Annotated in this window: 24 protein-coding genes; 13 read left to right on the top strand and 11 right to left on the bottom strand. The window is 64.4% G+C overall.

Features of this window, described 5'->3' with window-relative positions; all coding sequences use genetic code 11:
* Both H2040_RS11595 and H2040_RS11590 read right to left on the bottom strand, forming a co-directional pair.
* The coding region (locus tag H2040_RS11595; RefSeq protein ID WP_287157534.1) for a hypothetical protein at positions 1 to 705 on the bottom strand (705 nt) is incomplete at its 3' end.
* Positions 706 to 744: 39 nt separating this feature from the next.
* Entirely contained in the window at positions 745 to 2463 is a 1719-nt protein-coding gene (locus H2040_RS11590; RefSeq protein ID WP_287157532.1) for a carboxylesterase/lipase family protein, read from the bottom strand.
* 128 nt (positions 2464 to 2591) lie between these two features.
* Here H2040_RS11590 and H2040_RS11585 point away from each other — a divergent pair, with 128 nt between their 5' ends.
* The 3 genes from H2040_RS11585 (at position 2592) to mltF (ending at position 6174) form a co-directional block, all read left to right on the top strand.
* Positions 2592 to 3113 carry a histidine phosphatase family protein gene (locus tag H2040_RS11585; RefSeq protein WP_287157531.1) on the top strand — a complete coding sequence of 174 codons (522 nt, stop codon included), beginning with the start codon at positions 2592 to 2594 and terminating at the stop codon, positions 3111 to 3113.
* Between the two features lie 59 nt (positions 3114 to 3172).
* Complete coding sequence (locus H2040_RS11580) at positions 3173 to 4789, top strand: tetratricopeptide repeat-containing sulfotransferase family protein (RefSeq protein ID WP_287157530.1); 1617 nt, start codon at positions 3173 to 3175, stop codon at positions 4787 to 4789.
* A gap of 62 nt (positions 4790 to 4851) precedes the next feature.
* Positions 4852 to 6174 carry a membrane-bound lytic murein transglycosylase MltF gene (mltF, locus tag H2040_RS11575; RefSeq protein WP_287157529.1) on the top strand — a complete coding sequence of 441 codons (1323 nt, stop codon included), beginning with the start codon at positions 4852 to 4854 and terminating at the stop codon, positions 6172 to 6174.
* On the opposite strand, the gene H2040_RS11570 is transcribed toward mltF, so the two are convergent.
* From H2040_RS11570 to H2040_RS11560, 3 genes are all read right to left on the bottom strand, one after another.
* Positions 6171 to 7307, bottom strand: coding sequence for a M14 family metallopeptidase (locus H2040_RS11570; RefSeq protein ID WP_287157528.1), 1137 nt, complete (start codon positions 7305 to 7307; stop codon positions 6171 to 6173). The genes mltF and H2040_RS11570 overlap by 4 nt on opposite strands.
* A 126-nt stretch (positions 7308 to 7433) precedes the next feature.
* The gene (gene csgH / locus H2040_RS11565) at positions 7434 to 7874 is read right to left on the bottom strand and encodes a curli-like amyloid fiber formation chaperone CsgH (protein ID WP_287157527.1); all 441 of its coding nucleotides are present in this window, start codon (positions 7872 to 7874) and stop codon (positions 7434 to 7436) included.
* Between the two features lie 88 nt (positions 7875 to 7962).
* Positions 7963 to 8472, bottom strand: coding sequence for a curlin (locus H2040_RS11560; RefSeq protein ID WP_022699162.1), 510 nt, complete (start codon positions 8470 to 8472; stop codon positions 7963 to 7965).
* Between the two features lie 269 nt (positions 8473 to 8741).
* Here H2040_RS11560 and serA point away from each other — a divergent pair, with 269 nt between their 5' ends.
* On the top strand, positions 8742 to 9950 hold the full coding sequence (serA, locus tag H2040_RS11555) for a phosphoglycerate dehydrogenase (protein ID WP_287157526.1): 1209 nt from the start codon (positions 8742 to 8744) through the stop codon (positions 9948 to 9950).
* Positions 9951 to 9954: 4 nt separating this feature from the next.
* Here serA and H2040_RS11550 read toward each other — a convergent pair whose 3' ends face one another.
* Entirely contained in the window at positions 9955 to 10626 is a 672-nt protein-coding gene (locus tag H2040_RS11550; RefSeq protein WP_287157525.1) for an HAD-IB family phosphatase, read from the bottom strand.
* A 162-nt stretch (positions 10627 to 10788) separates the two neighbouring features.
* On the opposite strand from H2040_RS11550, the gene H2040_RS11545 reads away from it, so the two are divergent.
* From H2040_RS11545 to H2040_RS11525, 5 genes are all read left to right on the top strand, one after another.
* Complete coding sequence (locus H2040_RS11545) at positions 10789 to 13743, top strand: TonB-dependent receptor (protein WP_287157524.1); 2955 nt, start codon at positions 10789 to 10791, stop codon at positions 13741 to 13743.
* Between the two features lie 11 nt (positions 13744 to 13754).
* Positions 13755 to 14792 (top strand): phytase, encoded by a 1038-nt coding sequence (locus H2040_RS11540; protein WP_287157522.1) that lies wholly within the window; start codon positions 13755 to 13757, stop codon positions 14790 to 14792.
* Between the two features lie 143 nt (positions 14793 to 14935).
* The gene (locus tag H2040_RS11535) at positions 14936 to 17050 is read left to right on the top strand and encodes a putative bifunctional diguanylate cyclase/phosphodiesterase (RefSeq protein WP_022699158.1); all 2115 of its coding nucleotides are present in this window, start codon (positions 14936 to 14938) and stop codon (positions 17048 to 17050) included.
* Between the two features lie 85 nt (positions 17051 to 17135).
* On the top strand, positions 17136 to 17666 hold the full coding sequence (hslV, locus tag H2040_RS11530) for an ATP-dependent protease subunit HslV (protein WP_287157536.1): 531 nt from the start codon (positions 17136 to 17138) through the stop codon (positions 17664 to 17666).
* A complete protein-coding gene (locus tag H2040_RS11525) occupies positions 17659 to 18072 on the top strand; it encodes a nuclear transport factor 2 family protein (protein WP_287157521.1) in 414 nt (137 codons plus the stop codon). Before hslV ends, H2040_RS11525 begins: the two co-directional genes overlap by 8 nt.
* A 21-nt stretch (positions 18073 to 18093) precedes the next feature.
* Here H2040_RS11525 and H2040_RS11520 read toward each other — a convergent pair whose 3' ends face one another.
* Positions 18094 to 18513 (bottom strand): GFA family protein, encoded by a 420-nt coding sequence (locus H2040_RS11520; protein WP_287157520.1) that lies wholly within the window; start codon positions 18511 to 18513, stop codon positions 18094 to 18096.
* Complete coding sequence (locus H2040_RS11515; RefSeq protein WP_287157519.1) at positions 18510 to 18959, bottom strand: VOC family protein; 450 nt, start codon at positions 18957 to 18959, stop codon at positions 18510 to 18512. Before H2040_RS11515 ends, H2040_RS11520 begins: the two co-directional genes overlap by 4 nt.
* Positions 18960 to 19074: 115 nt before the next feature.
* Between H2040_RS11515 and hslU the strand changes: the two genes are divergently transcribed.
* On the top strand, positions 19075 to 20391 hold the full coding sequence (hslU, locus tag H2040_RS11510) for an ATP-dependent protease ATPase subunit HslU (protein WP_022699153.1): 1317 nt from the start codon (positions 19075 to 19077) through the stop codon (positions 20389 to 20391).
* Between the two features lie 30 nt (positions 20392 to 20421).
* On the top strand, positions 20422 to 20781 hold the full coding sequence (locus H2040_RS11505; RefSeq protein WP_287157518.1) for an MmcQ/YjbR family DNA-binding protein: 360 nt from the start codon (positions 20422 to 20424) through the stop codon (positions 20779 to 20781).
* A 6-nt stretch (positions 20782 to 20787) separates the two neighbouring features.
* Here the strand turns inward: H2040_RS11505 and H2040_RS11500 are convergent, their stop codons facing one another.
* From H2040_RS11500 to H2040_RS11490, 3 genes are all read right to left on the bottom strand, one after another.
* On the bottom strand, positions 20788 to 21075 hold the full coding sequence (locus tag H2040_RS11500) for a hypothetical protein (RefSeq protein WP_287157517.1): 288 nt from the start codon (positions 21073 to 21075) through the stop codon (positions 20788 to 20790).
* Positions 21076 to 21270: 195 nt separating this feature from the next.
* Positions 21271 to 21573 (bottom strand): hypothetical protein, encoded by a 303-nt coding sequence (locus tag H2040_RS11495; protein WP_022699150.1) that lies wholly within the window; start codon positions 21571 to 21573, stop codon positions 21271 to 21273.
* 36 nt (positions 21574 to 21609) lie between these two features.
* A complete protein-coding gene (locus H2040_RS11490) occupies positions 21610 to 21909 on the bottom strand; it encodes a hypothetical protein (RefSeq protein WP_287157514.1) in 300 nt (99 codons plus the stop codon).
* 183 nt (positions 21910 to 22092) lie between these two features.
* Between H2040_RS11490 and H2040_RS11485 the strand changes: the two genes are divergently transcribed.
* Positions 22093 to 22752: a Fe2+-dependent dioxygenase gene (locus tag H2040_RS11485; RefSeq protein WP_022699437.1), complete on the top strand. Its 660-nt coding sequence runs from the start codon at positions 22093 to 22095 to the stop codon at positions 22750 to 22752.
* Between the two features lie 80 nt (positions 22753 to 22832).
* Positions 22833 to 23625, top strand: a 793-nt coding sequence (gene glsA / locus H2040_RS11480; RefSeq protein WP_287157513.1) for a glutaminase A, incomplete at its 3' end; no start/stop codon positions are given.

The raw sequence follows: 23625 nt of genomic DNA, 5'->3' as shown, positions 1-23625 counted from the left end.
CAGGACAATCGGGAAAAGCCGCCGCGCGCCCTTGCTGCCGCCGCCCTCGCCCATCAGAAGGCCCGCCCAGCCCGTATCGGACCGCAGCAGGATGAGAGCGGTGAAAAGCAGAACGAAACAAAGCGCGGTATGCAGCGCCATGGCGGTAAAGGCGGAGACCCGGTACAGCGCCTCAGCGTCGAATATGTAGCCGACAACGGCGATCATTCCGACCAGAAGCCCGGCCGTTGCGGACAAGACGTAGAAGTGATCGCGCCGGCGGCCCTCGCCATTGAGCGAAAGAAGACAGGCCGCCGCGAGAATGAAACACGCCGCCGTCCCCTGGGCCATGCTGTTGAGACGGTTCCGATCAATTTCCGGCCAGACCAGCGCGTCAACGCCGCTCGCCTGATCGCTCACGATCAGCACGATGTCGGTTAGCGCCACCGCCCCGACGAGGAGGGCGATAATCGTGACGGCCAGCGCCGATTTCCGGGCCTTGCGGCCAGTCAGCAGCCAGAGAACAACCGTACCCAGAACGAAAAACAAGAAGGCCGTGCTCGGCATCATCGCCGAATAGGATGTGCGCAGCCTTATCAGCAGCTCCGACCCCGCGGCCCATCCGGTCAGCGCGAACAGGCTGATCGCGATAACAGCGATGCTGGCCGCCACGGCCCAGCCGCCCGCGTGCCGCGCCTGCCGGCTGGCTATGCGAAGTTGCGCCATGCGTAGCCGTCTGTTTGTCCGGGTAGCATTTTATTCACCTTACTGGCTGCAGTTGAGGCTCTCAAGCGGCAAAAAGTCGGCGGCCGAGGCGCCGTAAACCGCCTGGAGAGCTTCTGCGATGGCGCATTTCTGACCGGCTGAAAGGGCCGGGTCCGATTTAAGGTCCTCGAACAGCGCCTCCATGCTGTCGCCATTGGCGATCAGCTCCGGACCGCCGCCGGCGGGGCTGTCGAACCGCATCATCATGGCGTCCGCGCCCCAGCGGTTCCAGAACGGGAAATCGCCGCCGCCATCGCGCGGCGCCCCGGCGCGGGCAAATTCCGCCCAATAGCCGCCCATGGCGGCGGCCAGCGCCGCCCGCCCTTCCGCGTTGTCATCGTTGAAAATCACGCGGTCCAGATCGCCGAACAATTGGAAACGATTGAAAACGAAGGGAATCTCCATGGCGTGCGGCGCGCCCAGAAGTTCAGAAAAATCCATGGTCAGGGCGCTGCCGCCTTCATCCCAGTCGAAGCGGTAGCCATAGACATCATCATGTCCGGCGGCGCGCATCAGGGCCATCGCCTCATCGACCGCCAGTATCTTCCACATCCGGCTCTGATAGGCGGAGACGGCATGATAAAAACCGGGATCGCGCAAGCGATAGATCAGGCCGAACCAGCGCCGCGTGTAACGGTCGTCCAGCAGGTTGAACAGCTTCATTTCGTCCTTGTTGGCGCCGCTGATCACCGGAACGGCGTTGAATCCGCCCTCACGGCCCAGCGCGCTCCGGATTCCCTCTTCAGGCAAGGCGACCCCGTCAGCGATCATGGCGGGCATATCGCCCAGCAATCCGTCCCCGCCGCGATAGGGCGCGAAGACATCCTCAACCGAGGCGGCGCGCAGCGCCCGGGCGCTCGTATCGGCCGCCATGGCCGGCGCGGTTTTTCCGGACGGGTTGGGATAGTCGCCGCTTTCGCTCTCCGCCTCCGCCAGCGGGACCGATTCCAGACTGCCGCTCTGGATGATGGCGCGGTCGAACAGGCCCGCTGCGCGCGGCGAGGCCAGAAGTCCGGCGACGTTATGGCCGCCCGCGCTTTCTCCAAAAATGGTGACATTGTCCGCATCGCCGCCGAAAGCGCCGATCTCGGCCTCCACCCATTCCAGCGCGGCGATCATGTCCAGCAGGGCGAAGCTCGCCGCGCGGTCCGCCTCGCTTTCCGCGCTCTCGCGCAGCGCCGGGTGGGCGAACCACCCCAGCGGCCCCAAGCGGTACTGGATGGCCACGACAATCACGTCCTGTTCGGCCGCCAGCACGGACCCGTCATAGCTGGACGCGCGGCCCCACACATTGCCCCCGCCGTGGATCCAGACCATCACCGGCGTTTCATCCGCTCCCGGCTCCAGCCCGCCCGGCGCGTAGATGTCCAGATAGAGGCAATCCTCGGTCCCGATCAGCAGGCCGGGGTCCAGCCCTTCAGTCCGGTTCAGGCCGTTGGTTACTTGCGGGCAACGCTCGGCGGAGGCCAGCGCCTGACGTTCGCCGGACCAGCCGGCGGCCGGACGCGGCGCGCGCCAGCGCAGATCGCCCGTTGGCGGCGCGGCGAACGGTATGCCCTTCCAGACATCGGCCCCGCTTTCCGCGCGATAGCCGACCAGCGCGCCCTGCGTGACCGCTCGCGCCGTTTCGAAATAGGCTTCCGGCGCCGCTGGCTCTTCGTCTCCGCGGGAACAGGCGGTCAGCGCCAGAATGGCGGCGATTGTCAGGATGGGTCGCATGGTTTCCCCCTCGCTTGCGTCCGGCCTCTATCCTAAAACCGGTTGCCGCCGGGCCGGAAACGATTTTCGATGGTCCCGTAGATATCCGCCGCTCCGGCGGAGATGCTGAAAACAAGGAAAAGACCGGTATGATCCTGCGCCTGCTCGTGATGATGTGCGCCGCGTTTGCCCTGCCGGCCTGCGCGCAGACCGGCCAGGCGGAGGCCGATAACGCCATGAAGATATCCCCGGTGATTTATCTGGTTCGCCACGCGGAGAAACAGACCGGATCCGATCCGGCGCTGACGGAGGCTGGCGCGGCGCGGGCCGGGCGCCTTGCCGCTCAACTGGCGGACGCCCGGCTTCAGGCCGTTTACGCCACCGACACGGCGCGGGCGCAGGAAACGGCCCGTCCGGCGGCGGACGATCACGGTCTGGAAATAACCTCCTATGACGCGCGGGACCTGGCCGGGTTCGCGCAAGCCCTGAAACAGGCGGGCCAAACCGCGCTGGTGGTGGGCCATTCCAACACCACGCCGCAACTGGCGGAGCTTCTGGGCGGCGAACCCGGACCGGAGATGGACGAGTCCGATTATGACCGGCTCTATGCGGTCTCGCTCACCGACGGGCAAACACGGATGTTCGTCGCGGGCGGCGATGACCGCCCCTGACAGCGGCGTTTGCCGCGCTCCCCTCTTATCAAACCCCAATCATGCGTTATGACGGGTCCATGATGAATTTTGCCCAAGCCAATGAGCTCTTAAGCAATGGTCAGCGCGCCGCCGAGGCGGGCCGTCATGACGAGGCGGAGAAATGCGCCGATCAGGTGCTTGCCGACTATCCCGCGGACCCCAGCGCCCAGACGCTGAAGGCGATGTGCCGGCAGTCCGCGGGCGATTTCGACGGCGCGATCTTTATCTATCGCAGCCTGGCGAAAGCGCATCCCAGCTCGGCTGACATTCACAACATGATCGGCCAGTGCGAGATCGGCGCGGGCCGGCCCGGAAAGGCGGAAGAAGAATTCCGCAAGGCCGAGCGCAAGAACCCGGAAAACTCTTTCTTCCCCTACAATCTGGGGGTGGTTCTGGAGCGCCGGAGCCGCAAGCGCGAAGCCGCCGAGGCCTATCAGCGCGCCATCGATATCAATGCCGACCATCTCTACGCCCAGCGCGGTCTGGCGCATATCCTGAACGATCTCAACGAGTATGAGCGCGCGGAGAAGGCGGCCAATGCCGCGCTGGCGCTGGACCCGAACGACCCCGTCGCCCTGTCGGTTGCCGCGGCTGCCGACCTGCGCAATGGAGAGCCGCAGGCGGCGCTGGACCGCATCAAGGCGGGATTCAGGGAAACGCGCGCCAATCCGGTCGAAGCCGCCATGATCTGGGGCCGTATTGGCGATGCGCGCGAGGCGCTGGGCGACTTCAAGGGCGCGGCGGAGGCCTGGGGCCAGGCCAATCGCGGCCTGAAACAGCTCCACGCCCCGGAATATGAAGCCCATAAGGGGCCATACTCCATCACCACCGCCAGGCGGCTGCGGGACTTTTTCAAGGACGCGAAGCCGCAGCAGGACGAGAAGTTCGAACCCGGCCCCGCGCCGGTGTTTCTGGTCGGCTTCATGCGCTCGGGCACCACGTTGCTGGAACAGGTTCTGGCCGCGCATCCGAAGATCGAGACTTCGGGCGAAGCCGACACGATCCGCCCGTTCCTGGAGGCGGCCAGCGAGGGCGGCGATCTGGCCGCGATCATGACCGCGTCCCCGACGCGCCTGAAAGAGCTGGGCAAGGCCTACTGGAAACACGCCCGGCCGGAAGCGGGCGCGCCCAAAGAAGGCGAGATATTTGTCGACAAGCTTCCCGCCAACCTGATGTGGGCCGGCGTATTGGCGCATGTCTTCCCCAATGCCCGCTTCATCCTGTCGCTGCGCGATCCGCGCGACGCGGTGCTGTCCGCATGGCGCCAGCGGTTCGAGGTGAACCCCGCCACCTACCGCATGCTCCAGATGACCGATGCGGCGGAATATTACGATGCCTCGATGGCCGCGTTCGAAGCGGCGCGCGCCGCCTATGGCGGCCTGGCCGTGCATGAAACGCGCTATGAGGACCTGGTCGCGGATCTGGAAAAGGAAACGCGCGCCGTTCTGAAATTCATCGGCGCGGACTGGGACAAGGCCGTTCTGGATTACCGGGAACAGGCCTTGGCGCGGGAAATCACAACCCCCTCCGCCGGGCAGGTTGTCCGCCCGGTCTATTCGGAGTCGGTGGGCCGCTGGCGTGACTATGAATCCGCGCTCTCGCCGGTCCGTGGTCTTCTCGATCCGTGGGCCGCGCACTGGAAATATTCCGGGTAAGGGCTGAATTAACCGGGCGGCGGTGCTAGGCTCGCCGCCATATGACAATAGAATACAGAGGCTTGGGGGCTGGAATTGCGGCTTGTCTCTGGCTGGCTGCCTGCGGCGGGGCCGATCATGAGCGGCCGCTGGACGAGCGTGAAACGCTTACCGTCCTCACCACCAATTCCCCCACAACCTATTATATCGACCGGGATGGAGAGCCGGAGGGATATGAGTACCGCCTGACGCAGGCCCTGGGCGAAAGCCTGGACCTGAAGGTCGAGTACAAGATCCTGAATTCCGTGGAGGACGTGCTGACCGCGCTGGCGCGCGGCAAGGGCGATCTCGCCGCCGCGGGCCTCACCGACACGCCGGCGCGCCGCGCCCGGTTCGGCGTTTCCCCCGCCTACAAGACAATTGTCGAGGAGGTTGTCTGCCGCCGGCGCGGCGCCATTCCTGAAACCGCGGCCGAACTGGACTCCGTCTCGATCATCGCGGCGGCCGGCTCCAGCTATCTCGAGACGCTGCAGGCGCTGAAGGCCGATCACCCCGATATCAGCTGGCGCACCGTGTCTGGCGGCACGGAAGCGGCGCTGGAAGAGGTGTGGAGCGAGCGCGCCGACTGCACCATCGCCGATTCCAACATCGTCGCCGTCAATCGCCGCTATTATCCGGAGCTGGAGGTCGCCTTCGCGCTTCCGGACGATCAGTCTCTGGTCTGGATGACGCCCGCGGACGCCGCGCCGTTGCAGGAGCATCTGGCCGAGTGGCTGCCGGAAACCGGGGATTTCCGCGCCGCGCTGGACGAACGCTTTTACGCCTATATCCCGGTCTTCGATTTCGTCGATATCCGCGCCCTGCGCCAGCGCCTCAAATCGCGCTATCCGGACTATAGCGACCATATCGAAGCGGCGGCGAGACAGTATGACCTGCCGGTCGCGTTTCTTGCCGCGCAGGCCTATCAGGAAAGCCATTGGGACCCGGACGCGGTCAGTCCGACCGGGGTGCGCGGCATCATGATGCTGACCGGGCCGACAGCGCAACGCGTGGGCGTCGATAACCGTCTGGATCCGCGCCAGTCCATTTTCGGCGGCGCGAAATATATGCGCGAGCTTCTGGATCGCCTGCCCGAGGATATTCACGGCGATGACCGCTACTGGTTCGCCCTGACCGCCTATAATCTGGGCCTTGGCCATCTCTATGACGCGCGGGCGCTGGCCGAGCGGCGCGGGCTGGACAAGAATCGCTGGCGCGACGTGCGCTCGGTCCTGCCCGACCTCGCCCGGCGCGATGTCAGCCGCACTTTGAAATACGGGTTCGCGCGCGGGCACGAGGCCGTGCGCTATGTCCGCCGGGTGCGCAATTACCGCGACATCATCCGCCGCGAGCTGGACGCCGCCTAGGTTTTGAGCAGCGGCAGGGTGGCGTAGAGGCTGCGCAGGCAGTGACGGGCCAGATGCTTGGACCGCGCCGGGCTCCAGCCGCGGCCCGGCTCCGGGTTCACCTTGGCGTCCTTGAACGGCATTTCCAGCGTCATCGCGACTGCGCCATAGCGCTCCGCCACCTGGTCGGTGCACACGGATTCCCGCCAGCCGCCGGGTTCGGCCTCGGGATAGCCTTCCTCGGTCTGGAAGTCCGGGCACCGCGCGGTGAGGTCGGCGATGAAATGGTCGTACGCTTTCGTCTGGCGCTCGGTGAGAGAGGGAATGCCCTCGAAACCGGCGATGAAAACATTGGCGATGGCTTCGTCGCCATGCACGTCGATGCAGTAATCCACGCCCGTTTCGTCCATGGCGTTACGGACATGGAAAACCTCCGGCGAGCTGTCCTCGCTCGGATTGTCCCACTCGCGGTTCAGGTTCACGCCCGCCGCATTGGTGCGCAAGTGACCCCGCTTTGAGCCGTCGGGGTTCATGTTCGGCATAACGTGGATGACGGCGTTCTTGCGCAGCGCCGTGGCGACCGGGTCGGCCGGATCGGTCAGCATTTCCAGCGCGCCTTCCATCCACCATTCACCCATGGATTCGCCCGGATGCTGACGCGCATTGATCCAGCAGACCGGCTTGCCCTCGCCCGGCTCGCCAAACGTGAAGCGGTCCATCGGCTGACCGTCCAGCGTGTGGCCCAGCACATCGTGTTTCACGAAGGGGCAAGCCGCGGTTTTCGCGATCAGGTCGTGATGCCGCTCCATGGAATAGGGCGCGAAATAGGCGATCCACAGGACCGGACGCTCCAGCTTCGCCTCTATGCGCAGCACGCCGGCTTTCTCGTCATAGCTTGTGGGAAGGCGGAACCAGTCCTCGCCGCGGTCATAGCTGGCGCAGGCGTCATAGCCGGGCCAGCCGCCCGGATAGGCGGACTCGTTCAGGTTTTCGATATCCAGCGTGCAGGTCTCGCCCGGCGTTCCGGAAAGGCGGAAATAGAACCACTGCGCGAATTCGGAATTGTGGTCCCGGTTGATCGACAGGCGGGCCTTGCGGTCCGCGATCTCGATCACATTGATATTGCCGGCATCGAACGCACTGGAAATCTGCATGAATCCGCCTTTTGCAAAGAAATGCATATGTGTGAAGGCGGTAAGGCTTATGGGCGGGGGCGATTTAATGCAATGGCTCCCCCGCGCCCGCCGGCGCGAAGGAGTCAGTTAACAAAGGCGCTATGGTCAGGCGCCGCCGCGGGCGCTGCACAGCGTCGCGCCGTTCTTGCCGGTGATCGTCAGCTCCGCGCGCCAGTTGGCGGAGGGGTCGACATTGATCTCGCCAAGCACGGAAGATCCGGACGGCTCCATCGCGCCGCTCTGCACGATATCGGCGCTGCCGCCGGGGCCGTTCATCCAGACATCGAAACGGTATTCGCCATTCATGCCCGGATCGGCATAGGCCTGAAGCAGCAGCCCGTCCGCGCTGCGGTCGGAAAAGATGCCGCATCGCTCGGCGATTTCCGCGGCCTGCGGGGCCGGCTCGGGAACCGGCAGCGGCTTATTGCGGGCCTCGGCAACGGGCGCGGGCGCGTCCGCCGGCTGGTTTTCGGCGGGTTCGTCTATGTCGGCGGCTGAACAGCTGAACGCCGCCAGACCCGCCAGGGACAGTTTCACAATCTCCATGTCAGCCTCCTTCAAGAGGTGTCTTCTACAAGGAACGGCATGGGGAGGCCGGACTCCGCCAGCCTCCCGAACCGTTCAGCCATCGGTCCTAGCGCGAGCCCTGGATGACCAGGGTCGTGTTGCCGTGACCGGACTGGCGGACATCGGCGTACTCGCCATCGCCCACCTGGATCACGCCCAGCGCGTTATTGCCGCCGGACTGCGTCGTGTAGGCGGTGTGGTTGGAGCCCATTTGCGCCACGCCGACGATATTATCATGACCGGTCTGAACCGAGTCCGAGTAGTTGTTGTAGCCGTCCTGGCCGACAACGATGTCGTTGCGGCGGCCATACTGGTCGGCCACGGCCTCGTTATAACGGCCGGCCTGATCGACGCCGATGGCGTTGCGCGCGCCGTCCTGGGTCACGCGGATGGACTGCCAGCGGCCGTCCTGGCGCAGCTTCAGGCTGCCGCGATAGCCGTCCTGACGGGCGGCGATTTCGTTCTGATAGCCGTGCTGCTGCACGCGGACCTTGTTGCGGCCGTCGGCGTGGGCGGCGGTGGCCAGACCCGTGAACGCCATGATGGACGCGGCTGCAATGACAATGCGGTTCTTCATCTGTCTTACTCCGTTTCGCGCCTTCTAGCGGCGCTGGTTCGAGGGTTTCTCGTCCCTGCGAAAACGGTTCTAGCGAAGGCCGCGTGACCGCTCCCTGAAACGCAAATTCATCTGGCAGACAGGCAGATGAACGTCCGGTCATGCGCGGCGTTTCTGACCGCGCCCGGCCGCAGCGGTTGAAACTTCCCGCGCGGCCCGTCACGTTTGCCGCGCTGCGACATCGAATTTTCTGCGCGCGCGAACAACGCGCCGCCGCTAAAAGGAAATCCATGACACCTCAAGCTCTGCTCGCCGAATCCATTCATCCCGCCGCCGCCAAAGCGCTGGAAGCGCTGGGCGTGACTCCGGTGGAGCGTCTGAAGGTCGCCCTGCCCGAGGATGAGCTGATCGAAAAGCTCAAGGGCGTGAAGCTTCTGGGCATCCGCTCCCGCACCAAGGTCACGAAAGCCACGATCGAGGGCGCGCCCGGCCTCTACGCGATTGGCAGCTTCGGGATCGGCACCAACCAGATCGATTTGGACGCGGCCTCGGCGAAAGGCATCCCGGTCTTCAACGCCCCTTTCGCCAACTCCCGCAGCGTGGCCGAACTGACCATCTCGGCCGCCGTTTCCCTGCTGCGCCGGATGCCGGAAAAGAACGTGGAGATGCGCGAGGGCGGCTGGGGCAAGTCCGCCGCCGGCGCCTATGAGGCGCGCGCCAAGAAGCTGGGCATTGTCGGCTACGGCAATATCGGCAGCCAGGTCTCGGTTCTGGCCAGCGCCATGGGCATGCATGTCTATTATTACGACATCGAACCGAAGCTGGCCCACGGCAATGCCCGCGCCGTCGCCTCGCTGGACGAGCTGCTGGAGCTGTCCGACATCGTCACGCTGCACACCCCGTCGACGCCCGCGACGCGCGGCATGATCGACGCCGGGGCGCTGGCGAAGATGAAAAAGGGCGCGAACATCATCAATTACGCGCGCGGCGACCTGATCGATATTGACGCGCTCTCGGAGGCGCTGGGCTCCGGCCAGGTCGGGGGCGCGGCCATTGACGTCTTCCCGGTGGAGCCGGCCAGCAAGGATGAGGCGTTCGACAGCCCGCTACTGGCGCACAAGAACGTGCTGTTCTCGCCCCATATCGGCGGCTCGACGCAGGAAGCGCAGGAAGCCATCGGCGCCGAAGTGGCCGACAAGCTGGCCCGTTTCCTCACCGAGGGCGCTACCGCCCATTCGGTGAATTTCCCGCAGATCCTGCCGTCATCGCGCAAGCCGGGCGTTACGCGCATCCTTCATGCGCACCAAAACGTCACCGGCGTTCTGCGCGGGATCAATGACGCGGTTTCCGACGCCGGGCTGAACACCGCGGCCCAGTCGCTGGCGACGCGGGACGGCATTGGCTACGTGATCGCGGACGTGGAGGGCGCGGCCACCGACTCCCTGCGCGCCGATCTGGAAAAGGTCGACGGCACCATCTGGACGCGCATCATAGAATAGACCGCTAGAGCTGGCCGCGGCACGCCCCGGCCAGCGTTTCGGCGGTCAGCGCGAACATATCCGCGCCGCGTTGCACCGCCTCGCGCACGGCCACGCCGCCATATCCGATCATGAAATCGGCCGCGCCCGGCGCGCGCGCCTCAAGATCGGTCGCGCCGTCGCCGATCATGACCAGGCGGCGCTCCGGCGCGCCCGTCTTCACCCGGCGGGCGATCTCCGCCTTCCCGCCGGAGCGTGAAAGCGGCACCTCCCGGTCCACCCCGGCGATCAGGTCGCCCTCCCAGACCGGTTCATTGCAGAAAATATCGCCCGGCGCGGTTTCCAGCCGCTGCGCGGCGGGCTCCAGCAGGGGACGCAGCCCGCCGCTGACGATGTGGATGACGGCCCCGGATTCCCGCAACGCGGCGAACAGTTCGATCATCGCCGGGTCCACCCGTTCCGCGATGTCCGCGGCCGCGTCCCGTGTCACGCGCCGCGTCAGCCGGGCCAGGGCGACGCGGCGGGACAGCGACTCCCCGTAATCCATCTCGCCTTCCATGCCGGCGCGGGTCAGCGCCTCGATCTCCGCCACGCGCGCCTCCCGGTCGTCCAGACCGGCCAGCGCGCGCTCCGCGGCGAAATCCAGAGACTCCAGATCCACCAGCGTCGAATCGAAATCGAAAAGGAAAACCGTCATGGCGCTTCGTCTAACCGCAGCGCGGGGCGCGGCCAAGCCGGTGTGACCCGCAAATCACGCCTGTGGGCTGTCACCAATATGACACCGAAACGTCGCGGGCCTGAAACGCAACAGGCTCATAGCCCGGCGCAGCTTCACATATAACGCCCCGGGGGACGTCCAATGACCCGTAACGCCCAAACCCTTCGCCGCGCGCTTCTCGGTGCGTCCGTTATCGCCCTGATGGCCGCCACGCCAACCGCCGCCCAGCAATTGTCCGGCCGCGTCACTGACGGGTCCGGCACGGTGGCGCTGGAAGGCGCCACGGTGGCCATCCCCTCGCTCGGCCGCACGGCCAGCACGAATGGCGACGGGGTCTATCGCTTCCAGGGCGTGCCGGCGGGCCAGTACACGGTCACCGTGACCTATGTCGGCGCCGCGCCGGTGACGCAGGACGTCATGGTTGATGCTGACGGCGCAATCGCCGACCTGCGCGTCGGCCCCGATTCGGCGGTCACCGATAATATCCTGGTCGTGGGTCAGCGCGGCTCTCTGTTCGCCTCCCTCAGCCGGGAGCGCGCCGCCGATAACGTGGTGGAAGTGCTTTCCGCCGACGCCATCGGCCGCCTGCCGGACCAGAACGTCGCCGAATCCGCACGCCGCATCTCCGGCATCTCGGTCCAGAACGATCAGGGCGAGGGCCGCTTCGTGGTGATCCGCGGCATCGACCCGACGCTGAACACGACGTCCATCAATGGCGTGCGCGTTCCCGCGCCGGACGGCGGCTCGCGCGCCGTGGCGCTGGACGTGGTCGACGCGGACATTCTGGACGCGCTGGTCATCACCAAGTCGCTGACCCCGGATCTCGATGGCGACGGCATCGGCGGCAATATCGATATCCAGACCGCCAGCGGCTTTGATCGGGACGGCCTGTTCATCAAGGGTCAGGTGAAGGGCATCTACACCCATAACAGTCGCGATCTGGGCGAAAAGCTTTCGCTGGCCGCGTCCGACCAGTTCTGGGACGGCAAGGCGGCCTGGGCCGGCGCGGTCTCCTGGAACTCCCGCACTTTCGCGACCGACAACAAGGAGCCCGCAGACTGGACGGACGCGGACGCCGATGACGGCCTTCTCTTCTATCCGGAAGAAATGGAGCTGCGCGAATACAATGTCACGCGCGAGCGTCTCAGCGCCTCGCTGAATTTCGATTTCCGTCCGAACGAGAATAACGACCTCTATCTTCGCGGCCTGTTCAATGATTTCCGCGATCAGGAATATCGCCAGGGCGCCTTGCCCTCGTTTGGCGACGGCTATTTCGACGAGTCGGCCAGTTCCGCCGCCAATGGCCTCGCCGTAATCCGTTCCGGCGAGATCGACGGCGAGGAATATGCGCTGGAATTCGCCCGTCACCTGAAGGACCGCGAGGAAACCCAGCGCATCTGGTCTGTCTCCGGCGGCGGTCAGTCCCGCTTTGACCTCTGGACGGTCGATTACCAGGCGGCGTTCACCCATTCGGAGGAAGACGAGCCGGGCTCCATCGACACGGTCGATTTCGTGGCCGAGCTGGAGGACCCGGGCGCGATCGGCTTCGACGTGTCCGATCCGCTGTTCCCGCGTCTGGCCTTCGTCGATCCGGCGACCGCCAGCTTCTTCTACGATCCCGCGAATTTCGAGTTCGACGAGCAGGAATTCGTCGACGGTTATACCGAGGATGAAGAAGCGGCTTTCAGCGCGGATTTCACGCGGGACCTGGCGTTCGGCGGGCACTCCGGTTTCATCAAGTTCGGCGGCAAGGCGCGCCTTCGCGAAAAGCTGCGCGACAGCGAAATCCTCATCTATGACGGCTATTCCCCGGATGACCTGACGATGGAGCCTTTCGCCATCGATGTCCGCTACCCGGTCGGCGCGTTCGGGCCGGGCGTTGGCGAATCCTACAGCGATTTCTTCTTCGCCAATCGCGGCGACTTCGAACTCAACCAGTTCGATTCCCTGTTCGACACTCACATCGAGAATTACGAGGCGAGCGAGGACATCTACGCCGCCTACGCCATGGCGCGGGCGGATATTGACCGTCTGCGGCTGGTGGGCGGCCTGCGCTGGGAGCGCACCGAGTTCGAATCCCGCGCCGGCGACGCCCGCGTGTTCGAGGAATTCGACGGCGACCCGGTTCCGTCCATCGGCGACAGCGGCGGCCTGCCGCTCAACGCCCAGTGCTATGACGAGGATGGCGCGCCGCTTTCCGGCATCAGCGGCTCCACGCCGCTGGACATGGAATTCATGTGCCTGGGCGACCGCAACGGCGCGAAGGACTATGACGATTTCCTGCCCAGCCTGAACGCCCGCTTCGAGGCCAGCGAGGACATCATCTTCCGCGCCGCCTATTTCCGCTCGCTCGCCCGCCCGGAGATCGAGGAAGTGGTGCCGGTGGTCGAGGCCGAACAGAACGACGAGGGCGAACGCGAAGCCTTCATCGGCAATCCGGATCTGGAGCGCCAGGTCGCCGACAATTTCGATATCGGCGTGGACTGGTATATCGGGAATAACGGCGTGCTGTCGGCCGGCGCCTTCTACAAGCGGATCGAGGACTATATCGCCCTGCAGACCTTTGAAGGCGTCGATTATTTCGGCGTGACCTTCGACGAGGTCGAGACGGCGGTAAATCTGGGTGACGCGGAGATCATGGGCCTGGAGTTCAACTACCAGCAGGCCTTCGATTTCCTGCCGTCTCCGTTCGACGGCCTGATCGGCGGCGCCAATCTGACGCTGGTCGATGGCGAGGGCACGCTGGCCGATGGCCGCGAAATCACCCTGCCGGGCCAGTCGGAGACCATCGCCAACCTGACGATCGGCTATGAGAAATACGGTTTCGACGTGCGCCTCACCGCCAGTCACCGCGGCAATTACCTGGAGACGATCAATGAAGGGGGCGAGGGGATCGACCGCTTTATCGACGACCACACCCAATGGGACCTGCGCGCCCAGTACGACGTCACGGACAATCTGACCGTCTTTGCCGACGTGACCAATTTCAACGACGAACCCTTCGTCGCCTATCTCTCCGTCGATGATCGCAAGCTGCTCAGCCAGTATGAGGAATACAGCTATACGGCCAGCTTCGGCGTTAAATTCCAGTACTAGGAGCCGCCCGCATGAAATACGGAACAAGCCTGATCGCCCTTTTTGCCGCCGGTTGCGCGGCGACCGGGCTGGACACCGCGGATCTGCCGCCGGCCGATGTGGCCGTGGCGTCCGCCTATGCAGAAACCGAAGCGGTGGCGTCGATGGACGACGCGGCGGATGACCCGGCCATCTGGATCAATCGCGCCGATCCGGCGGCCAGCCGCGTGCTGGGCACCGACAAACAGGCCGGTCTTTATGTCTATGACCTGCAGGGCGCCATCCTGGACTTCCTGCCCGCGGGCCAGCTGAACAATGTCGATATCCGGCAGGGCGTGGCGCTGGACGGATATCAGGGCGATCTCGCCGCCGCCTCCAATCGCAGCGACAACACGGTCACCTTCTTCGCCATCGACCCGGCCACGGGCGAGACCGCGGAGCTGGGCCGCCTGCCGACCGGCAAGACCGAGCCCTATGGCTTCTGCCTTGGTTATGACGGCGAGACCGTCCATGCCTTCGTCACTTACAAGGACGGCGCGGTTCAGCGCTGGCGGGTCTCGGGCTTCGCGGACGGCGCGGTTTCCGCCACGGCGGGCGAGGGCTGGAAGCTGCAGACGCAACTGGAAGGCTGCGCGGCGGACGAGGAAAACGGTCAGTTCTATATCGGCGAGGAAATGCGCGGCTTCTGGCGCGCGCCGCTCTCCGGCGGCGAGGCCGTTCTGGTCGACGAGATAGGCGGCGAAAGCGGCCTGACCGGCGATGTCGAAGGCATCGACATTTATGAGGGCGACGCGGGGACGGGCTGGATCGTGGTGTCCTCGCAAGGCTCCAGCACGTTCAATGTCTATGACCGCGCCGCGCCGAACGCCTATCTGGGCCGCTTCGCCCTGACGCTGGGCGAGGACATGGTCACCGGCACGGACGGGCTGGATGTTGCGGGCGGCGAAATTTCGGCCAGCCTGCCGGAAGGCCTGCTGGTGGTGCAGGACGATGTGAATTCGCATCCCGGCCAGCCGCAGAACTACAAGCTGGTCGACTGGCGCGAAGTCATCACCGCCCTGGAGAAGTAGGAAAGCGAACCGGCGCGGCAAATATTAGCGAAACGTAGACTCGACCCCCCAAATCGTCGGCTTTCGATTCAAGGGGGGTCAATCCACGTCTGCTAAACCTCTGAACCAACGGAAAAGATTTCGAAGGTTACAGAGAACCGTTCATGTCCAGCATCTGGTCGCCACTCGCCTGGGCCCGCAAACGCATTGCGGTAAAGGCCGCCTTTCTGTTCGTCAGCCTGTTCGCGCTTTTTGCCGCGCTGATGCTGGCCGTCAATGTATGGAGCGAACGGCAGGACCAGACCTTGCGGACATTTGCGCTGGCGCACGCCTATGCGACGCACGCCGAAGCCACGATCGAACGCGACGGCGCGATTGTGGGCGAGACGGTCGACACGGTTCTCAACGATATTTTCGCCACCGGCGACGTTCTGGCCATCCGGGTCGTGGATGACCGCGGCCGGGTGATCGACCAGCGCGGCTCTGCTTCCGACTCCTATCCCCCGGACGAGGCCGAGCTGGCGAACGAGGCCATCATGGCCGGCGAGCCCAAATGGGAAGAAATCGGCGGCCTTGCGGTCGTGGCGCGTCCGCTGGCGCTGGCTGACGGGCGCAGCGGCGCGGTCCTGCTTGGCCGCACCATGGCGCCGGTTCACGCCGCCGTCGCCGATGTCTATCGCCGCGGCCTTCTGCTGACCCTGTTCGGCATCGCCTTCGTCATTCCGGTGACGGGCCTGTTCGTATCGCGCGCCCTGCGCCCCATCCGGGAGCTGACGGAAGCCGCCCAGCAGGCCGCCCGCGGCCGTCTGGACGTGCGCGTGGAAACCGGGTCGGGAGACGAGCTGGAAACCCTGGCCGAGGGCTTCAATGTCATGCTGGACCGGCTCAAGGGCAGCCTTGAGCATGTCCGGCGTCTTGCCTATTCCGACCACCTGACGGGCCTGCCCAACAAGTCCGCCTTTGGCGAGCATGCGCGGCGCGTCCTGCAATCGGGCGAGGAGCGCGGCGGCGCCATGTTCCTGATCGACCTGGACCGCTTCAAACGGCTGAATGACACGCTGGGCGCCAAACAGGGCGACCGCCTGATCCGTTCGGTCGGCGAGCGCATGAAATCGGTGCTCGCACGCCACGAAAAGCGCATGGAGAAGGCCGGCTATAATGTCGACGCCGAATTGTCGCGCATTACCGGCGACGAGTTTGCCCTGATCGCGGCCGGGTTTGAAAACCATGACGACGTGGAAGCGCTGGCGCGCGACTTCGTCAGCGCCATTTCCGCGCCCGTCGACGTGGCGGGCCAGCAGGTCGTGGTGTCCTGTTCAGTCGGCATCGCCGAGTTCCCCGAACACGGGACCGAGCCGGACCTGCTGCTGCGCAACGCCAATCTGGCGATGGACGCGGCGAAGAAGGCCGGCGGGGCGGTCTATCGCTTCTTCGATACGGAGATGACGCGCGCCGCCGTCGACCGCATGACGCTGGAGAACGAGCTGCGCCGCGGCATCGAGAACCACGAATTCATTGTCCACTACCAGCCCAAGGTCGCCGCGCGCACGGGCCGGGTTACGGGGTCCGAGGCGCTGATCCGCTGGCGCCTGCCCGACGGCTCCATCCGTTCGCCGGGCCAGTTTATCGGCGTGGCCGAGGAAACCGGCCTGATCGCGGAAATGGGTGATTTCGTTCTTCAGGAATCCTGCCGCGCCGCCGCGCGCTGGCGCGAGAAAGGCTTCGAGGTTCCGGTCTCGGTCAATGTCTCCGCCCTGCAGTTCGAGCGCGACGATTTCCGCCGCAAGGTTCACGATGCGCTGAACGCGGCGAACCTGCCGCCACAGATGCTGGAGCTGGAAATCACCGAATCCGTCGCCATGACGGACCCCGAACGCGCCATCGCGCAGATCCAGCCGCTGCGGGATGAGGGCGTGCGTTTCGCCATCGACGATTTCGGAACCGGCCATTCCTCGCTGTCGCACCTGACGCGCATGCCGTTCGACACGTTCAAGATCGACCAGTCCTTCGTCCAGAATCTGGACAGCGACCCGAACGCCCGCGTCATCGTCCAGACCATTCTGGCGCTGGCCCGTTCGCTGCAGCTGGAAACCGTCGCCGAGGGCGCGGAAACGGCCGAACATGTCGCCATGCTTCAGGGCCTGGGCTGCGCCACCATTCAGGGCTTCTATTTCGCCAAACCGATGCCAGAGCGCGACTTCGTCGACTACGCCGAAAGCGGCCCCAAGCTGGAGCCGTTGAGCGAAAGCTCCGTCCTGCGGATCAATCCCGCCTCTTGATCGCTTGCGCCGCGGGCGCCACATCGGACGGCTTGATAGTTCAAGCTGATTTGAGGGCGCGATTCACGTGAGCGATTATTACGACATGCACGGCACCACCATTCTGGCCGTCCGCAAGAATGGCAAGCTGGTCCTGGCCGGGGACGGCCAGGTTTCGGTCGGCGACACGGTGATGAAGGGCTCGGCCCGCAAGGTCCGCCGCCTGACATCGGGCAATGTCGTGGCCGGGTTCGCCGGCTCCACCGCCGACGCGCTGGCCCTGTTCGAGCGGCTGGAAGCCAAGCTGGAACAATACCCCACACAGCTCTCCCGCGCCTGCGTGGAACTGGCCAAGGACTGGCGCACCGACAAGTATCTGCGCCAGCTGGAAGCCATGCTGATCGTCGCCGATAAGGACGTGACGCTGCTGCTCACCGGCCGCGGCGACGTGCTGGACCCGGACGGGGACGTTGTCGGCATCGGGTCTGGCGGGAATTTTGCGCTTTCAGCGGCGCGCGCCCTGCTGCCCTATGAAGATGACGCGGAGACCATCGCCCGGCGCGCCATGGAAATCGCCGCCGGCATCTGTGTCTATACCAACGGCAATCTGACCATCGAGACGATCGAGAATGAGTAACGCTTCCGCCCATGTCGAAAAGGGCCTGGCCGGCTGGAAAGCTCTGCTGGAAACCGGCGACCCTTCCGCGCTGGACGATATTCTGGCGGAAGACGCGGTGATGATCTCTCCGGTCGTCTTCACGCCGCAGCGCGGCAAGGACATCACAAAGCTCTATCTCGCCGGGGCCGAGCAGGTGCTGAACAACGAACATTTCCGCTATGTCGGCGAATGGCTGTCGGAGTCCGGCGCGGTGCTGGAGTTTGAAACGAAGATCGGCGACATCGCGGTGAACGGCGTCGACATGATCACGTTTGATGCGGACGGGAAGATCACCGAATTCAAGGTGATGGTCCGCCCGCTCAAGGCCATCAACGCCCTTCACGCGGCGATGGGCGAAATGCTGGAGCGGCTCAAAGGCGCCTGAGCGGGATGCAGGCGCGTTGTGTCACCAGGGCAGGCTGTCGCTGATCGTCATGGCCGCGCGTCTGCTTTCGAACGGCCCGTCGCCCGTCCAGGCTTTTCCATCCGGGTACCGGACCTCGATTCCGCTCAGTTCATCGGGGTCGAACAGCCTCATGTTCACCCCTGTCTGATCAGGCAAATTATGTTGCTGCTTGAAAGATTCGATCAGCACCCAGTGCGTCGTGGCCGAACAGGCGGCGCAGGAATGAACCGCCACGCCCGGGGCCGCCTTGTCGGTCCGCACGTATGAGACCGTATCGCCGGAAACCGTAACCTCGGAGGACGGGAAATATCCCCATGCGGCTCCAGCCTTGCGGCACAGGTTGCAATTGCAGTCATTGATGAATTCCGGTCTGGCGTTGAGCGTGATGCTCACCGCGCCGCATAAACACGCGCCCGTCATGCTGGTTCTCCCTGGGATGTGAGATCCTTCGCGAAGATCATCGACTCGTCCCGGAAGGCCTTGAATTCCAGCGCATTGCCGCTGGGGTCGCGCACGAACATGGTCGCCTGCTCTCCGGCGCGTCCCTCGAACCGGACATAGGGTTCGATGATGAAGTCGGAACCGGCGGCCTTCAGGCGGTCGCGCAGGGTTTCCCACTTCTCCCATTCCAGCAGCAGACCGAAATGGCGCACCGGCACGGCGTGGCCGTCCACGGCGTTCTCGGCCCGGCTGTCGCACTCTTCCGGCGCCAGATGGGCGACAATCTGGTGGCCGTCAAAATCGAAATCGACCCAGTGCTCGTTGGAGCGGCCCTCCTCGCAGCCCAGCACGCCGCCATAGAAGCGGCGCGCCGCGCCAAGATCGTGGACGGGAAAGGCGAGATGGAAACGGCTGGCTGCTGTCATTTGAAGGCTCGGCGGTGGCGAAAGCGGGTCAGGCGCATTAAATGGCTTGGCCTGACCGCAGACAAGCGGGCGCGATCAGCCCATTCTTTCATTCATAAGAGACTAACCGATACTCATGACCGATTTTTCTCCCCGCGAGATTGTTTCCGAGCTGGACCGCTACATCATTGGCCAGAAGGACGCCAAGCGCGCCGTGGCCATCGCCTTGCGCAATCGCTGGCGCCGCCGCCGCGTGTCCGACGACCTGGCGCAGGAAGTCACGCCCAAGAATATCCTGATGATCGGCCCGACCGGGGTCGGCAAGACGGAGATTTCCCGCCGCCTGGCGCGGCTGGCCGGGGCGCCCTTCATCAAGGTCGAGGCGACGAAGTTCACCGAAGTCGGCTATGTCGGCCGCGACGTCGACCAGATCATCCGCGATCTTGTCGAATCCGCCATTTCGATGGTGCGCGAACGCAAGCGCGAGGAAGTACGCGCCCGCGCCCATACCGCCGCCGAAGACCGCATTCTCAATGCGCTGGTGGGTGAGAATTCCGGGGCGTCCACCCGCGATTCCTTCCGCAAGAAGCTGCGCGATGGTCTGCTGGACGACAAGGAAGTGGAGATCGAGGTTTCCGAAACGTCTTCGCCGTTTTCCCAGATGGATATTCCGGGCATGCCCGGCGGTTCGATGGGCGTCATGAATCTGGGCGATTTGTTCAAGGGCATGCCCCAGAACAAGCGCACGGTGAAAACCACCGTGCAGGACGCCTACAAGCCGCTGATCGACGAAGAGTCCGACAAGCTTCTGGACGATGACCAGATCAATCGCGAGGCGATGGAGTCAGTGGAAAATGACGGCATCGTCTTTCTGGACGAAGTCGACAAGATCACGGCCCGCTCCGACGCGCGCGGCGGAAGCGGCGGCGCCGATGTCTCCCGCGAGGGCGTTCAGCGCGACCTTCTGCCCCTGATCGAAGGCGCGACTGTCTCCACCAAGTACGGTCCGGTGAAGACCGACCATATCCTGTTCATCGCGTCCGGCGCCTTCCACGTCGCCAAGCCGTCCGACATGCTGCCCGAACTGCAGGGCCGTCTGCCGATCCGCGTGGAGCTGCGCGCCCTGACCAAGGACGATTTCAAACGCATCCTGACCGAAACCGAGGCCTCGCTGATCAAGCAATATGTCGCCCTGATGGAAACGGAAGGCCTGACGCTGGATTTCGCCGAGGACGCGATCGACGCGATTGCGGGGGTCGCCTATGACGTCAACGCTTCGGTCGAGAATATCGGCGCGCGGCGCCTGGCCACCGTCATGGAAAAGCTGCTGGACGAGATTTCGTTCACCGCGTCCGACCGCGGCGGCGAGACCATCCATATCGACGCCGCCTATGTGCAGGAGCATGTCGGCGATCTCTCCCGCGACGCCGATCTGTCGAAATTCATCCTCTGATTTCGCGCAATCGGCGTTTATGATCGCGCCATGACGCTGGATGAATTCAACGCTGCCTGCGGGGCGCTACAGGCCACTGATCTGACCCACCCGTTCGGGCCGGAGACCTTTATCTGGAAAGTTGGCGGCAAGATGTTCGCCGGCGGCTCCCAGCCGGCCGGTCAGGGCTTCGCCAAGGTCAGCTTCAAGGTTCCGGACGACACGTTCGAAATTCTGACGCAGGAAGACGGCGTTATTCCCGCGCCCTATATGGCCCGCGCCAAATGGATTCAGGTCGCGACGGCGGACGGCATGGCCAATGACGCCATCGCCGATTATCTGGCCTTCTCGCACAAGACCTACGCCGCCAAGCTGACCCGCGCCAAACGGGCGGAACTGGGCCTGGACTGAACCGTCTCAGCAGCCCGGGGGCTTGCCGTCGCAAGCGCGTACCGGACCCTGACCAGTGCCGTCAACGCCGATGGCGTTGGGCTGCAGGCGGCCGCCGCTTTGCCGGTCTTCCTTGATCTGCGCCTGGGTCTTGCAGACTTCACGCGGCACCAGCTCGCCGGTGACCCGGACCTGTTTGCAGATCAGTTCTTCGCCATCCTTATCGACCTTGGCGACGTCATATTCGGCCGTATCGGGCGTCTGGCACGCGGCGCACAGCCAGAGGGCCGTGACCGTGATCGCGAGGATTCGCATCCTGAGCTCCTGTGTCCAGCATCTCTTATGCAAACAAGCGTGCCGCATTTCGGTGCGCGCCGCAAGAAACGCCGGTTCCACAGGCGTTCTTTTTCTGGAGCGGCGCAATGAAAAGCGGCGGGCTCCGAAGAAGCCCGCCGCTTAAAATGACCGGTGCGAAAAACTGGATTTCACGCCGGATATTGGATCAGGAAATCAGCAGGATCCCTTGCCATTGCAAGGAGAGCCGCCGCCCTGGCCGCTGCCGCCGGTGGCGATGGCGCCGGCCTGCAGACGGCCGCTGCTTTCATTCTCTTCCTTGATCTGCGCGCGCGTCTTGCAGATTTCGCGGCGCACCAGTTCGCCGGTCACGCGCTCGGACCGGCAGATCATTTCCTCGCCGTCCTCGTTCACGGCCACTTTCGTGTTGCCGGAATCGGAGGCCATGTTGTCGCTGGTCTCACACGCGGCACAGAACAGCCCGGCGGCGGCGATGGCGAAATATATGGATTTTTTCACGGAAAAATCTCCCTTTTCTCCGGAAGATGAAGGGCCCTAGCAGGAGCCCTTGCCGTTACAACCGGCCGGGAAGCCGCCCTGACCGCTGCCGCCCGTGCCAATGGCGCCGGCCTGCAGACGGCCGCTGCTTTCGTTCTCTTCCTTGATCTGCGCGCGCGTCTTGCAGATTTCGCGGCGCACCAGCTCGCCGGTCACGCGCTCGGACCGGCAGACCATTTCCTCGCCATCCTCGTTCACGGCCACTTTCGTATTGCCGGAGTCGGAGGCCATGTTGTCACTCGTCTCGCACGCGGCGCACAAAAGGCCCGCGGCCAGAATCGTCATCCAGATTTTCATACTCGTCCCCTTTTCCCTAAACAGGTCTGTTATTGAAAGTCAGACTATGACTCCGGGTGCGCGCGCACAAGCGTCAACATGTGAACGCCTTGTAATGGTTCCGGCCCGTGGAGACTTGTCCGCGCCCCTTGCCTGCGCGGTGAAAATATCGTCGTTTGCGGTTCTAAAAAGCGGATTTCAAACATGTTTCTGAAACTCGAAAACCTTTTGAACGAACAGGAAATCGCCCGGCTGCGCGAACTGGCCGGCCAGATCAGTTTTGTGGACGGGCGGTCCTCCAACCCGCATTCGAAGGTCAAGACCAACCGCCAGGCCGACACGCAGCAGCCCGCAACCCGCGAGGCCTCGCAGATTCTGATCGGCGCCTATGGCCGGTCGGGCCGCTTTGCCGATTTCGCCCTGCCCCAGACCGTGGCCCCGCCGCTGCTGACCAGATACGAGCCGGGCATGCAGTATGGCGAGCATATCGACGCCGCCGAAATCCAGATCGGGAACGCCCATCTGCGCACCGATCTTTCCAGCACCGTCTTCATCAATGACCCCGAATCCTATGAGGGCGGGGAGCTGTCCATCCGGCTGGGCGACTCCACGGTGGAGATCAAGGGAAAGCCGGGCGAGGCGATCGTCTATCCCTCCACCACCTATCATCAGGTCAAGCCCGTCACGAAGGGCGAGCGGCTGGTGGCGATCACCTTCATCCAGAGCGCGCTGGCCGACAATATGAAGCGCGAGATGCTGTTCGAGCTGGGCGAGCTTTACGGCGAGGAAGCCGAAAATGTCAGCTGGGAGAACCGCGTGCGGCTGGAGTTCGTGCAGCAGAACCTCAAGCGCATGTGGCTGTAGCGCTGCTGCGCGCCGGACCTTTCGCACCTTTCTTTCGTTAGCCCCTCGACGCCGCAGAAGCCGACAGGATTCCCGATTTAATGACCAAGACGCCGCCCCGCATCGACTGGCAGTCCCATATCGAACGCGCCGCGGAGACCGCCCGCCCGAAGCTGGGCAAGGGCAAGGTCGCCGATTATATCCCCGCCCTGGCCGAGGCCGATCCCAACGCCTTCGCGATGGCGATGATCACGGTCAATGGTAACACCGCAGAGGTCGGCGCGGCGGACACGCCGTTTTCCATCCAGTCGCTGTCCAAGGTGTTCACCCTGGTGCAGGCGCTGGGCATGGAAGGCGATGCGATCTGGGACCGGGTCGGGCGCGAGCCCTCGGGCAGTCCGTTCAATTCCGTGGTTCAGCTGGAGCATGAGCAGGGCGTGCCGCGGAACCCGTTCATCAATGCCGGCGCGATGATCGTGACCGACGCCATCGTCAGCCATTGCGGGACCGAGCCGGCCTATGAGCGCATCCTGAAAATGCTGCAGGAGGCCGCCGACAGCGACCAGGTGCGGATCGACGGCCGGGTGGCGGACTCGGAGCGCAAATGGGGCGACCGCAACCGCTCTCTGGCCTATTTCATGTCCTCCTTCGGCAATCTGAAGAATTCGCCGTCGGCCGTCCTCGACGCCTATTTCCATCAATGCGCCATCGAGATGACCGTGACCGAGCTGGCGCGCGCCGGCCTGTTCTTGGCCAATGGCGGGACCGACCCGATCACCGGTCAGGAATTTGCCCGTCCCGCCCGCGCCGACCGCATCAACGCCATGATGATGACGTGCGGCCATTACGACATGAGCGGCGATTTCGCCTTTCGTGTCGGCCTGCCCGGAAAGT

The organism is Euryhalocaulis sp. (assembly GCF_013911995.1).
In the GTDB taxonomy this organism is placed as follows: domain Bacteria; phylum Pseudomonadota; class Alphaproteobacteria; order Caulobacterales; family Maricaulaceae; genus Euryhalocaulis; species Euryhalocaulis caribicus.
The sequence above is the reverse complement of the archived record's forward strand: the minus strand, read 5'-3'. Positions and strand labels throughout refer to the sequence as shown.